This is a genomic window from Stenotrophomonas sp. AG209 (assembly GCF_003550055.1).
In the GTDB taxonomy this organism is placed as follows: Bacteria; Pseudomonadota; Gammaproteobacteria; order Xanthomonadales; family Xanthomonadaceae; genus Stenotrophomonas.
The window spans coordinates 996,432-1,009,022 of sequence record NZ_QXDB01000001.1; the positions used below are offsets into that span (position 1 = coordinate 996,432).

General features: G+C 66.6%; 7 protein-coding genes. 1 reads left to right on the plus strand and 6 read right to left on the minus strand.

Annotated features, from left to right (window positions below):
* The first annotated feature begins 289 nt into the window (after positions 1 to 289).
* On the plus strand, positions 290 to 3,553 hold the full coding sequence (locus tag DFO63_RS04655) for an Rne/Rng family ribonuclease (protein WP_119006525.1): 3,264 nt from the start codon (positions 290 to 292) through the stop codon (positions 3,551 to 3,553).
* 184 nt (positions 3,554 to 3,737) lie between these two features.
* Here DFO63_RS04655 and DFO63_RS04660 read toward each other — a convergent pair whose 3' ends face one another.
* The 6 genes from DFO63_RS04660 to DFO63_RS04685 are packed head-to-tail and all read right to left on the minus strand — an operon-like array spanning position 3,738 to position 12,452.
* Entirely contained in the window at positions 3,738 to 4,625 is an 888-nt protein-coding gene (locus DFO63_RS04660; protein ID WP_119006526.1) for an endonuclease/exonuclease/phosphatase family protein, read from the minus strand.
* 2 nt (positions 4,626 to 4,627) lie between these two features.
* Positions 4,628 to 7,795, minus strand: coding sequence for a discoidin domain-containing protein (locus DFO63_RS04665; protein WP_119006527.1), 3,168 nt, complete (start codon positions 7,793 to 7,795; stop codon positions 4,628 to 4,630).
* Complete coding sequence (locus tag DFO63_RS04670; RefSeq protein WP_049442666.1) at positions 7,792 to 8,628, minus strand: carbohydrate ABC transporter permease; 837 nt, start codon at positions 8,626 to 8,628, stop codon at positions 7,792 to 7,794. Before DFO63_RS04670 ends, DFO63_RS04665 begins: the two co-directional genes overlap by 4 nt.
* Positions 8,625 to 9,506: a sugar ABC transporter permease gene (locus DFO63_RS04675; protein WP_005410323.1), complete on the minus strand. Its 882-nt coding sequence runs from the start codon at positions 9,504 to 9,506 to the stop codon at positions 8,625 to 8,627. Before DFO63_RS04675 ends, DFO63_RS04670 begins: the two co-directional genes overlap by 4 nt.
* Entirely contained in the window at positions 9,503 to 10,843 is a 1,341-nt protein-coding gene (locus tag DFO63_RS04680; RefSeq protein ID WP_049442665.1) for a sugar ABC transporter substrate-binding protein, read from the minus strand. Before DFO63_RS04680 ends, DFO63_RS04675 begins: the two co-directional genes overlap by 4 nt.
* A gap of 4 nt (positions 10,844 to 10,847) precedes the next feature.
* A complete protein-coding gene (locus DFO63_RS04685; RefSeq protein WP_119006528.1) occupies positions 10,848 to 12,452 on the minus strand; it encodes a glucoamylase family protein in 1,605 nt (534 codons plus the stop codon).
* Positions 12,453 to 12,591 lie beyond the last annotated feature (139 nt).

A 12,591-nucleotide genomic window follows, 5' to 3' on the forward strand; every position in this document is an offset into this window, starting at 1 on the left:
CGGGGCGGCCATGTTAGCGGCTCACCGGCCTTCCCGGCCATCGCCGGATGCCTGACACGCAACCGTGCTGAACATGTCCCGCGTGGCGCTCCAGCCTGGCTGACAGCTGCCTGCGGCCTGTAACACCCCAAAACCCATAAGAGTGAAGCGCTCCCGCGGCCTGCCGTGGTGTCGTAGCGCTGGAAACCCAAGCCGCCCTCCCCGCGCTTGCGCGAATGGGCGGCGAACCGTGTCCAGAGGCGAAACCCCATGGCGTTCCGCGCGGTAGCCGCTTGCGAGGAACGCAACAATGAAGCGAATGCTGATCAACGCCACGCAGGCTGAAGAGCTGCGTGTTGCCATCGTGGATGGCCAGTCGTTGTATGACATCGACATCGAACAGCCGTCGAAGGAACAGAAGAAGTCCAACATCTACAAGGGCCGGATCTTCCGCATCGAGCCCTCGCTGGAAGCCGCCTTCGTCGAGTACGGCGGTGGCCGCCATGGCTTCCTGCCGCTGAAGGAAATCTCCCGCGACTACTTCCAGGCCGGTGTCGACCACAACAAGGCCGGCATCCGCGAGCTGCTGAAGGAAGGCCAGGAGATCGTCGTCCAGGTGGACAAGGAAGAGCGTGGCAACAAGGGCGCCGCCCTGACCACGTTCATCTCGCTGGCCGGCCGCTACATGGTGCTGATGCCGAACTCGCCCAGCGCCGGCGGTGTCTCCCGTCGCATCGAGGGCGAAGACCGGGCCGCGCTGAAGGACGCCCTGGACAAGCTGAACATCCCCGACGACATGGGCGTGATCATCCGTACCGCCGGCGTCGGCCGCGATGCGGAAGAGCTGCAGTGGGACCTGGACTACCTGCTCAACGTCTGGCGCGCCATCGCCGAAGCCGCGTTGAGCAAGCCGGCCCCGTTCCTGATCTACCAGGAATCGCGCCTGATCGTGCGCGCCCTGCGTGACTACCTGCGCGCCGACATCGGCGAGATCCTGGTGGACACCGAGGAGATGTACGAGCACGCCCGCGAGTTCATGCAGCAGGTGATGCCGCAGACCCTGCGCAAGCTCAAGCACTACAAGGACGACATCCCGCTGTTCAACCGCTTCCAGATCGAATCGCAGATCGAAGGTGCCTACGAGCGCAACGTGCGCCTGCCGTCGGGCGGCTCGATCGTGGTCGACCAGACCGAAGCGCTGACCGCGGTCGACGTGAACTCCTCGCGCGCCACCAAGGGCAGCGACATCGAGGACACCGCGTTCCAGACCAACCTGGAAGCGGCCGAGGAAGTGGCCCGCCAGCTGCGCCTGCGCGACCTGGGCGGCCTGGTGGTGATCGACTTCATCGACATGGCCTCCAACAAGCACCAGCGCGAAGTCGAGAACCGCCTCGCCAACGCGCTGAAGTACGACCGTGCCCGCGTCCAGGTCGGCCGCATCTCGCGCTTCGGTCTGCTGGAAATGAGCCGCCAGCGCCTGCGCCCGAGCCTGGGTGAATCCAGCCAGATCGTCTGCCCGCGCTGCGACGGCCACGGCCGCATGCGCAGCGTCGAGTCGCTGTCGCTGTCGATCATCCGCGTTGCCGAAGAGCATGCGATGAAGGAGAACACCGGGCAGGTGCTGGTGCAGGCCCCGGTGGAGATCGCCAATTACCTGCTGAACGAAAAGCGCAGCGCCCTGCGCGAGATCGAACAGCGCCACGAGGCGCCGATCGTGATCGTCGCCGACGAGCAGCTGCACACCCCGCACTACAACGTGACCCGCCTGCGCGAGAACGAGCTGGGTGAAGACAGCAACAAGCCGAGCTACCAGCGTGGCACCCCGCGCAAGCTGCCGGTGCACGCCCTGACCAAGGGCCAGCTGAACATCCCGCCGCCGGCCGTGACCCAGGTCAAGCACACTGCACCGGCCCCGGTGCGTGCCGAAGCCGAACCGGTGACCGCTCCGGCCCCGGCACCGGTCGCCGCTGCCCCGGCACCGGCCGCCAGTGGTGGCGTGGTCGGCTGGCTGAAGCGCATCTTCGGTGGCGAGCCGGCTCCGGCCCCCGCTCCGGCCCCGGCAGCCCGCCAGCCGCAGCAGGATGGCGGCCGCAAGGACCGCAACAAGGATCGCAACAAGGATCGCAAGGACCGTCGCGACGACAGCCGTGGCAACGGCGGCAACGGCAATGCCCAGCAGCAGAAGGACGGCGGCAACCGCAAGGACCGTGGTGAGCAGCGCAAGGACGGTCGCCAGGGCGGCAACAACGGCAATGCCCAGCAGCAGCCGCAGCAGGGCAAGCAGAAGGAACCGCAGCAGAAGGACGGCCAGCAGCCGCAGCAGCAGAACAAGCCGCGCAACGAGCAGCAGGGCCAGAACCAGCAGCAGCCGAAGCTGAAGCAGCCCAAGCAGCCGCGCCAGCAGCAGGACGGTGACAAGCCGGCCGAGAAGCCGCAGCGCAGCGCCGCCGAGGCACCGGCCGAGGCCGTGACCGCGGCTGCCGCCGTGGCCGCCACGGCGGTCGCCGCCAACGTGGTGACCGCTCAGGAAGCGACCGCGCCGGTGGCGCCGGTTGCACCGTTGGCTGCCGCTTCGCCTGAGGCCGCCGCACCGGCCGACACCACTGCCAACGCCGGCAACGAGGCCGAGGCGATTGCCGTGACCGGTGAAGAGGCTGCCCTCGACGCCAACGGCGAGCAGGCCGGTGAAGGCGCGACCCGCCGCCGCCGTGGCCGTCGTGGTGGCCGTCGCCGTCGTCGCGGTGGCGCCGAGAACGCTGTCGGCAACGACGGCCTGGGCGATGACCAGGACGACGGTGACGAAGGCGATGACAATGACAGCGCCGACCAGGCTGCCGACACTGCCGCCGAGGCCGCTCCGGCCGCCGCCGCGCCGCCGTCGCGCTCGCAGCCGGAGTTCGATTTCGATGACGAAGTCGAGCCGGTGGCCGTGGAAGCTGAAAAGCCCGTCCGTGCACCGGTCGCTGTTGCCGCTGCCGCCCCGGTGGTTGCCGTGAGCAGCGCCGTGGTCGAAGCAGTCGCTCCGCAGGAAGCGGCGGCCCCGGCACCGGTCATCAAGGCCGAGCCGGCCCCGCAGCCGGTGCAGACCAGCATGCTGGACCAGATCGACGCCGCAACCCCGGCCCAGCCGGAAGCACCGGTCGCTCCGGCGGCTGAAGCCAAGCCGGTGGTCGAAGAGGCCGCCGTAGTGGCCGCGCCGGCACCGGTGGTCGTCGAAGCCGCTCCGGTGGTGGAAGTGGCTCCGGTCGTCGAAGCCAAGCCGGTGATTGCTGAAGCCGCCCCGGTGGTTGAAGCCGCTCCGGTCGTGGCCGATGTCGCTCCGGTGGTGGAAGCGAAGCCGGTCATCGAGGCCGCCCCGGTGGTCGAAACCGCACCGGTCGTCGAGCAGCCGGCAGCGCCGGTGGCCGTCGAAGCCGCGCCGATCGAAGCTGCCGCACCGGTGGCCGAAGCCGTGGTGACGCCGTCGATCGATCCGGTTGCCGATGGCCATGCCGATTCGGCCAGCCAGGCCGCGGATGCCCAGGCATCGGACGAAGACGAAGAAGCCGCCAAGCGCACGCCACCGGCGAACTGATCGTTCTTTGATCGGGTAGAACGAAACGGCGGGGATCGATGATCCCCGCCGTTTTTGTTTGTGCGGACAGCGCGTGCAGCGCTCTGGTAGAGGCCAACCTTGATTGGCGCCGTTGATTCAATGCACGTGGACACGCCCGTGCCAACCAAGGTTGGCACCTACCAGAGCATGAGGCCCCGCAGCGTCAGCGCGCCGGGGCGAACTGCAGGCGGGTCCAGACCCCGTAATGATCCGACGCCCAGCGACCGCTGTCATCGGGCTGGTCGAACAGAAGCTTCGCTTCGCGCGCGACCATCCGGTCCTGCTGGAAGAAGATGTGGTCGATGCGCGAGGGCGCCTGGTAATAGTGCCGGTTCAAGGTGCTGACGCCGGCCAGGTCGGTGTTGACGTGCACGCTGCCGTAGCTGTCGCCGTAATGGCTGCGCAGCTCGCTCAGGTCGCCTGCGTCCACCAGCGCGTTGAAGTCGCCGGCGATCACGACCGGCGCGCCGGCCGAGGTAGCGGTGATGAAGCGCAGCAGGTCCTCGACCTGGCTGCGACGAATGCGCTGACCACTCTCGTCGTTGCGCTCGTTGAGATGCGTGGCGTAGACGTTCACCGGCGTGCCGTCGACGTCGATGCGCAGGTGGGCCACCGTGCGGTAATCATTCAATGGCTGCAGCAGATGATCCCCCTGGGCGAGTATCGGCCGCCGGGTCAGCAACGCATTGCCGTAGCGCTTCGGTGCGCCCACCGGATCGGTGGACACGAACACGTACTTGTAGCCGAGCTGGCTGGCCAGCCATTGCGCCTGGTTGCGCACGTTGCGACGCTGGATCACCTCCTGCAGGGCAACCGCATCCGGCTGCAGGCGCTTGAGCTCGGCCAGGATGGTGCGGCGCCGGCTCGGCCAGTCTTCGCGGTCATGATGCAGGTTGAAGGTCACCATGCTCATGCCTGGCGCGCTGGCGACGTCGGACGCCGCGGTCGTGGCAGCCGGTTCGGCCGCCATCATCACGCCCGGCAATGCCAATGCAATGGCCAGCCCCAGGGCGCGCACCGTCGCGCGCACCCCTGCCCCCTGTTGCTTCATCGTTACTGCCCCTTGCGTTCGGCGCGGCGCACCGCGCTCGGTACGTCGATCTCGACCCGCGCCGGCAGCTGGTGCACGTGCAGTTCCTTGTTGACCCACTCGGCCGCTTCGCCGTTGATGGTCGCCTCGCCCGGATCGCCCGCATACGGCCACGGCAGCACCACGCCACCGACCGGTGGCACCAGGCCCGGCTGCACCTCCAGCACCAGCTGCTTGTCGCTGCGCTGCAGGCGGTAGTTGAGCTGGCCCTGCGGCGTGCGCAGGCCCTGCACGGCGATGCCCTCGCCCTGAAGCCAGGCGGTCGGAATGCCGGCGGCAAGCACCAGTGCATCGTCCATGTCTCGGCTGTAGGCGAACATGTCCAAGGCCGAGCGCACGAAGTCCGAGGCCACCCAGGCATGCGGCAGGTCACCGACGAAGAACGGCTTGCGTGGCGTGCGTGAAACCACTTCGGCCCACTGGTTCCAGGCCTGCGGCGCACGGTCCTTGAAGAAGAACTCGGTCGCCTGCCAGGCGCGATCACGCCAGCCCAGGCGGACGAAGGCAGCAACGTTGCGCCACTCGTAGGGCGTGTAGTCCTTCCACTCGCGCTTGCCATCGCGACGGGCCACGAATTCCTTCCAGTAGCGCTCGAAGGTTGCGTCCAACGCCTGCTGCGGAAGGCGCCCCTGCTCACCGCCCGGGGCCAGCGCGATGGTGGTCGAGGTCGCATCGAAATCGCCCAGCTCGGCCGAGCCTGGCAGGTAATCGATGTTGTGCTGCTGCATCGCCGACAGCAGCGAAGCCTGCAGGTCATCACGGAACTGGTCACGCGATTCGGCGATCTGCATCGCCTCGACCTTGCCCAGCTGGGCCGCCAGCGATGCCGCGTCCTTGTAGCCGCGCAACGCCCAGAAATTATCCCAGTACGAATGCATCGGCTTGGCCGAATAGCCTTCGTGGCTGATCGAGGCCGGCATCATCCCGTAGAACGCCGGATTGCGCGCACGATTCTCGTCCGTGCGCTCGCTGGCGCGCAGCTGCTCCATGTAGCTGTAGGCGCTCTGCACATGCGGCCACATCAGCTCGGCGAAGGTGCTGTCACCGATATAACGCCCATATTCGGCAATGCTGTAGATCAGCTCGCCATGGCTGTCGTTCTCCGGCACCGGGTCGCTGCCACGTGCATCGACACAGCACGGCACCTTGCCGTTCTCGAATTGGTACGGCGCATACCAGTTGATGTAGTCACGCACGGCATCGCTGCGCCCCATGCGCAGCAGGCCTTCGGAAATCATCGCGCCATCGCGGATCCAGCTGCGCGCGTACGAGCGCGTGCCCGGCTGCAGGCGTGGGCCAACCCGCGAGATCAGCATGTGCGCCACTGCGGTGCGCAGGGTGTCGACCAGTGCCTGGCCCGCCGCCGGCACCTGCAACGAGACCACGCCCAGCTTCTGCCGCCACTGCTCGGCCACCTGCGCCTGCGCCTTGGCCACGTCCAGCGCCTGTGGCGCCCAGCCGCCGGTCTGCGGCAGCACCACCGCCACTTCGCGGCTCTGGCCGGGTTCCAGCTTGATCGTATACAGCAGCGCGCCGGACGCCATGCCGGTGCTGTCCTTCACCGCCGTGCTGGCCGGGTACTTTCCGGACGCCAGATGCATCGCATCGAGCTTGCCATCGAACGTGCTGGCGAAGCGGGCATCCGGCACCTGCAGCGGGTAGATGCGCGGCTCGCCGTTGATGCGCACCAGCTGTTCGCCCACATCCAGCGCATCGATGCGGCTGAAGCCGCCAACGGTGTTGAGGAACTGGGTCGGCGGGTTGACCTGCCACGGGCGGATCGCCAGCGCCAGGGTGTATTCGTGCGCCACCTTGTCCGGATTGCTCAGCCGGTAGCGGCCGATCAGCTGCGCGCGCTCCGGCGTGCCCTGCACGAAGCTGGTCACCGCCAGGCCGGCCTTCTCGTGCACCCAGTCGACGTTGGCGATCGGCAGGTAGTGATCCTGCAGCGACTGGGTGATGGCCACCTTCGACCAGTCCAGCAGCTTGCCGTCGAGGCGGATGAACGGCTCGATGCTGAAGCTGCCCTTGGCCGGCTCCAGCGCGCCATCCTCGCTGATCAGCGCCTGTTCCTGGCCGCCATCGAGGCCGAGCAGGGTCCAGTACGGCTGTTCGCCCACATAGGCACGCGGCAACGACCCGCGCGGCAGATCGGCCGCCACCGAAGACAGGAACGCATTCGGCGTGGCGGCGAAGGCCAGCGGCTTGAGCGCGATGTCACGGATGCCATAGCGCCAGTTCGGGCCATCGAGCAGGTCGAAGCGCACGTAGCGTGCATCGGTATCCGGCAGTGCCAGCCAGTCACGACCGCCCGCGCCGCCGGTCACCTCGCGCACAGTGCGCCAGTCCCGGCCATCCTCGGAGGTCCGCACGGTGTAACGGTTGGCTTCCAGGTTCGGCAGCCAGTCGATCACCGCACCACCGATCTCGCGGCTCTTGTGCAGATCCAGGCTGATGGTCTGCTGCTTGACCCCGCCACTGATCCAGAACGTGTCGCCCTTGCCATCGATCATGCGGTCCTGCAGCGCGGTGGCGGTGTCGGCGATCACCGATGGCACCAGCGCCGAATCATCCTGCGGCGGCAGGCCCTGCAGGGTCAGCTTGTCGAAGCACACCGTGCCGCGGCCACCGACCTTGCTGTAGATCGTGAACTCGACCGCGACGCTGCGTGCCATCTCCTTCTCGGGCGACGGCCCCCACGCCTTGTCGATCTGGCGACGCCGGTACTCGACCGGCGTCCACGCCTTGGGGAAGCTGTAGCCCGGGCGGTTGACCCACCAGACGTTGTCGCCGCTGGCGTCGATCAGCTTGAACTGCAGGTCGTTGGCCGGCGAATCACCGCGCAGCTGGAAGCCGAAACGGTAGTTGACCGGGTACTCGATGTTCAGCGCGCGGCGGATGCCGACGTAGCCGGAGACCTTGTGGAAATCGTAGTCCAGGCACAGCGCGCGGCCACCGCCGGCGCCGCTGACCGGCCGCAGCGAACCACTGACCTGGTCGGACAGCACCAGTTTCCAGGCGCCGATATCGTCGAAGTCGTCCAGCACTTTCGGCGCCGGCAGTGCCGGTGGTGCGGCGATCGCCAGGGAGGTCCACAACAGTCCCAGTCCAACGGCGATCGCTCGCTTCATCCCTTGACGCTCCCCAGCAACAGACCTTGGATGTAGTACCGCTGCAGCACCAGGAACAGCGCCAGCACCGGAACCACGGTGACCACCGCGCCGGCCATCATCATTTCCACGTCCATGATGTGTTCGCGCGAGAGGGTGGCCAGCGCCACCGGCAAAGTGTAGTGCTCCTGATCGGTCAACACGATCAGCGGCCACATGAAATCGTTCCATGCGCCCATGAAGGTGAAGATCGCCAGGGTCACCAGCACCGGCTTGAGCATCGGCAGCACGATCTGGAAGAAGATGCGCAGCTCCCCTGCCCCGTCGATGCGGGCCGCTTCAAGCAGTTCATCCGGGATCGAACGCGCGTACTGGCGTACCAGGAAGATGCCGAACACGCTGGCCAGCGCCGGCACGATCACGCCACCGAAGCTGTTGACCAGCCCCAGCTGCTTCATCAGCAGGAACAGCGGCAGCATCGCCACCTGCGCCGGAATCACCAGCGCCGCCATCAGTACCTGGAACAGGCGCTCGCGGCCGACGAAATTCAGCTTGGCGAACGCATAACCGGCCATGGTGTTGAGCAGCAACGAACCGATCGTGATGCCCAGCGACACCAGCAGGCTGTTGGCGAAGTTGCCGCCCATGCCGGTGCGCGCGAACAGCTCATGGTAGTTGTGCGTGGTGATGCTCGACGGCAGCAGCGGCGGCGGGAAATGACTGGCCTCGCCCTGCGGCATGAACGAGACCGAGAGCATCCACAGCAGCGGCGCCAGGCTGACCAGGGCCAGCACCAGCAACGCACCATTGATCAACCACGGGTACCAGCGCGACTGGCCGATTTCACGACTCATACCAACTGCCTCTTGCGGCCGAAACGCAGCATCACGGTGGTCACCGCCAGGATGATCAGGAACAGCAGGAACGCCACCGCGGAGGCGCGCCCCAGGTTCCACCACTTGAAGCCTTCCTCGAACATGAAATACAGCACGCTGACGGTGCTCTGCAGTGGGTCGCCGCGGGTCATCACGTAGGGTTCGGCGAACAGCTGGAAGTAGCCGGACACGGTAATCACGCCGACCACCAGCAGCACCGGGCCGAGCATCGGCAGGGTGATGTGCAGGAACTGCTTCCAGCGCGAGGCACCGTCGATGCGCGCCGCTTCGTACAGGTCATGCGGGATCGCCTGCAGGCCGGCCAGGAAGATCACCATGTTGTAGCCGAAGTTCTTCCACACCGCGAACAGCATGATGGTCGGCATCGCCCAGTTGGGATCACCCAGCCAGTCGATCGGGCTGATGCCCAGATGGCCCAGGCCGTAGTTCACCAGGCCATAGCTGGTATGGAACAGATAGCGCCAGATCACCGCCACCGCCACCAGCGTGGTCACCACCGGCGCAAACAGGGCCGTGCGGAACAGGGCCTTGAAGCGCGCGGCCGGCGCATTGAGCAGCATCGCCGCGCCCAGCGACACGCCGATCGACAACGGCACGCCGATCAGCACGAAGTAGGTGGTGTTCCACAGCGACTTCCAGAACATCGGCGTCTGCAGCAGGTCGATGTAGTTGCCCAGGCCGACGAAGCGCAGGTTGCTGCTGTCGGCCAGCGCATAGAGGTCGAAGTCGGTCACGCTCAGCGCGAGCGCCGAAGCGACCGGCAGGCCGAAGAACACGCCCAGCACGATCAGCGAGGGGCCGGCGAAGATCCAGCCGGCCAGCGAAGTACGTTTCATTGCGCGCTCCCGGCGGCCACGGCGCTGCTTGATTGCGGCGACGGCGCGCGCTCCTGCAGGCGTTGTTGTTCATGCATCCAGCGGCGCTTGGCCAGCACCTTGTCCACGCGCTGGTCCAGCTCTTCCACGGCCTTGTCCTGCGCCAGGCCACCACGCACCACCTTCTCGGTGACGATGCGCATTTCCTGCACGATGCGCTCCCATTCGAGCACCTTCGGCGTCGGCTTGACCCGCTCCAGCTGATCGCGGAACGCGGCCGCCAGCGGATCATTGGCCAGCGAAGGCGCGCTCCAGGCACTGCGGCGCGGCGGCAGGTCGCCGATGATGGAATGGAAGCGCGCCTGGATCTCTGGCCGCGACAGGAACTCGATCAGCTTCCAGGACGCCTCCTTCTGCTGCGACTTGCGGAAGATCACCAGGCTGGTACCACCAGCGATGCCCGCGCCCGGGCCGTCCGGCCCCGGCAGCGCGGCGGTGCCCCACTGTCCTTCCAGTTCCTTCGGCTGCAGTTTCTTGAACTCGCGGATGTTCCAGGGGCCGGAGATGTAGAACACGTTGAAGCCGCGGAAGAATTCGTCCCAGACGTTGGAGATCTGCGTTTCGGACATCTTCGGCGCCCAGCCCTGCTCGAACATGTTGGCGTAGAAGGCCAGCGTGCGGCGGAACCCCGGGCTGGCGAAATTGCCGCGGGTGTCGTCGTCGCGCAGCAGCGGGTCGGGCTGCTGCAATGCCAGCGACAGCTGCTGCTCGAATTCGTTGATCGGCATCAGCACCGCATAGCGGTTCGGGCCCTGCATGCGCTTGATCGCCGCCATCTGCTCCTCCCATTCCTGCCACGTACGCGGCGGGTGGTCGTAGCCGGCCTTGGCCAGCAGGTCCTTGCGGTAGTAGATCAGGCGCGTATCGACGTACCACGGCACGCCGACCAGCTCGCCGTGGATCACGTTGGTATCCCAGATGCCCTGGAAGTAGTCCTTCGGGTCGACCACGGCGGAGCGCTGCACGAACGGCTGCAGCGGGGTCAGCGCGTCGAGTTCGGCGAACTCCGGCACCCAGGTGTTGCCCAGCTGGCACACGTCCGGCAGGCCGTCGGCGGCGAACGCGGTCAGCAGCTTCTCGTGCGCGGCGGTCCACGGGATGTTCTGCACATCCACCTTGATGCCCGGGTTTTCGGCCTCGAATTCGTGGATCAGTTCGCTGACCACCTCGGCTTCGCGGCCCATCGCCCAGAAGCGCACGGTGGTGGTGCCCGGTTCGGTACGGGCGCAGCCGGCCACGGCCAGTGCGGCCAGGGCAGGCAGCGCCCAGCGGCGCAGGCGGTCGATCCAGTTCGGCATCGGGTTACTTGCCCTGGCCTGTGGTGCGGTTGGCATTGTTCTTCTGTTCCTGCGCGGCAGCCGCGCGTGATTCGGCGATACCCACCGCGCGTGCCGCCGCGGCCTTTGCGTCCTTCTGCAGTTCCAGCGGCTGGAACGAGCCTTCCGGCGCCAGCCAGCCACCGCTGAACCCGGCCCGCTCCAGGCCCTTGCGGATGTACGGGTTCTTCTTCATCACTTCCCAGACGAAGTCATCGCGGTAGTTGGCGATCATGGTCAGGATCGGCCCCTGGTCGATGGCGATGTAGTCGCTGGCGACCCAGCCGCGATCCGGAACCAGGCGCCCGGTCTTGATCGGGATGTCGTAGTTGAAGCTGGGGTTGAACGAATCCAGGAAGCCGTAGCTGGAATAGATGTAATCGCCAAAGCGCTTGTGCATCTCCAGCGTGGCCGGGATCACCTGCTCGGGGGCGAACACCACCGAGGCGATCGCGGCGGTAGGGGCAATGGTGCCGTCATCGAAGTTCTCGCGCAGGCCGGCGCCGCGCGAAGAGTAGTGGCGGAACTGGCGCTGCTCGCCACGGTAGTCCTGCGTGGTGTTCTGCGGACCATCGCTGGCGGTCAGGCCCCACACGTTCTCGCCATACTCCTTCCATTGCATCGGGTTGGCGATGGCGTACTCGCGCTGGGCCAGCGCGGCCGAGCGGCTGTTGAGGAAATAGGTGCTGCCGCGCTCGCGCATGTACGCGTCCTGGATGTCGCGGAAGTCGATCCAGACGTGGCTGTACTGGTGGCCGAACAGCGGGCCGAAGGACAGGTATTCCTGCCCCTGGTAGACGCCCCAGTCGTTGTCGTAGGTACGCGTCCACACCGTCCACGCATCCGGGCTGACCGGGTGCGTCGGCGAGCCCAGGGCGAGGATGTAGACCATCATCGCCTCGTTGTAGCCCATCCAGTCATGGTCGATGAAACCGCTCTCCGGGAACCAGCCCATCGAGATCAGCGGTGCACGCTGCTGCAGCCACGGCCAGTCGACCTTCTTGTACAACGTATCGGCGATCTGGCGGATTTCCTTCTCGCGCGGATCGTCGCCGTCGTAGTAAGACTGCGCGAACAGCACGCCCATCATCAGCAGCGCGGTATCCACCGAGGACAGCTCGACCCAGCTGTCGTAGCGACGGCCTTCCTGCATGTCCAGGAAGTGGTAGTAGAAGCCCTTGTAACCGGCCTTGCCGGTGCGCTGCGGGCCCATCGGCACGTCGCGGAAGAACTTCAGCGTGGTCAGTGTGCGGTCGATCGCCTGGTTGCGGCTGACCCAGCCGTTCTCGATGCCGATCGGATAGGCGGTCAGCGCGAAGCCGACCGAGGCGATGCTGGCGAACGGCCGCGACGGATAGCGGTCCGGGGTCAGCCCATTGATCTCGTTGGTGGTATCCCAGAAGAACTGGAAGGTGCGGCGCTCGATGTCATCGAACAGCGGCGGCAGCTCCGGCTTCATCGGCCGCGGCGGTGCGTCGGCCTCGATCAGGATCACCGGCGGGCGAGGCTTGGCAGGCTCCTGCTGGGCCGGCTGGCAGGCAGCAACGGCCAGGCTCAACGCCGCGGCGGACAACAGATGGCGTGCCTGCATGGCGCGATTCCTCCGGTGGTCTGATCGATGGGAAAGCATAACGTCCAATGATCTGAAATCGTTTACAAGGTGCGTCCTGAAAAAACCACGAAAAACGTGGTTTGACACCGCGATCATTGCCCACGCCGCTGCCCCCTGC

What these genes read in the sequence shown, in the direction of transcription:
- DFO63_RS04655 (WP_119006525.1), top strand. Translation starts at nt 290, where the DNA reads ATGAAGCGAATGCTGATCAACGCCACGCAGGCTGAAGAGCTGCGTGTT.
- DFO63_RS04660 (WP_119006526.1), bottom strand. Translation starts at nt 4,625, where the DNA reads ATGAAGCAACAGGGGGCAGGGGTGCGCGCGACGGTGCGCGCCCTGGGG.
- DFO63_RS04665 (WP_119006527.1), bottom strand. Translation starts at nt 7,795, where the DNA reads ATGAAGCGAGCGATCGCCGTTGGACTGGGACTGTTGTGGACCTCCCTG.
- DFO63_RS04670 (WP_049442666.1), bottom strand. Translation starts at nt 8,628, where the DNA reads ATGAGTCGTGAAATCGGCCAGTCGCGCTGGTACCCGTGGTTGATCAAT.
- DFO63_RS04675 (WP_005410323.1), bottom strand. Translation starts at nt 9,506, where the DNA reads ATGAAACGTACTTCGCTGGCCGGCTGGATCTTCGCCGGCCCCTCGCTG.
- DFO63_RS04680 (WP_049442665.1), bottom strand. Translation starts at nt 10,843, where the DNA reads ATGCCGAACTGGATCGACCGCCTGCGCCGCTGGGCGCTGCCTGCCCTG.
- DFO63_RS04685 (WP_119006528.1), bottom strand. Translation starts at nt 12,452, where the DNA reads ATGCAGGCACGCCATCTGTTGTCCGCCGCGGCGTTGAGCCTGGCCGTT.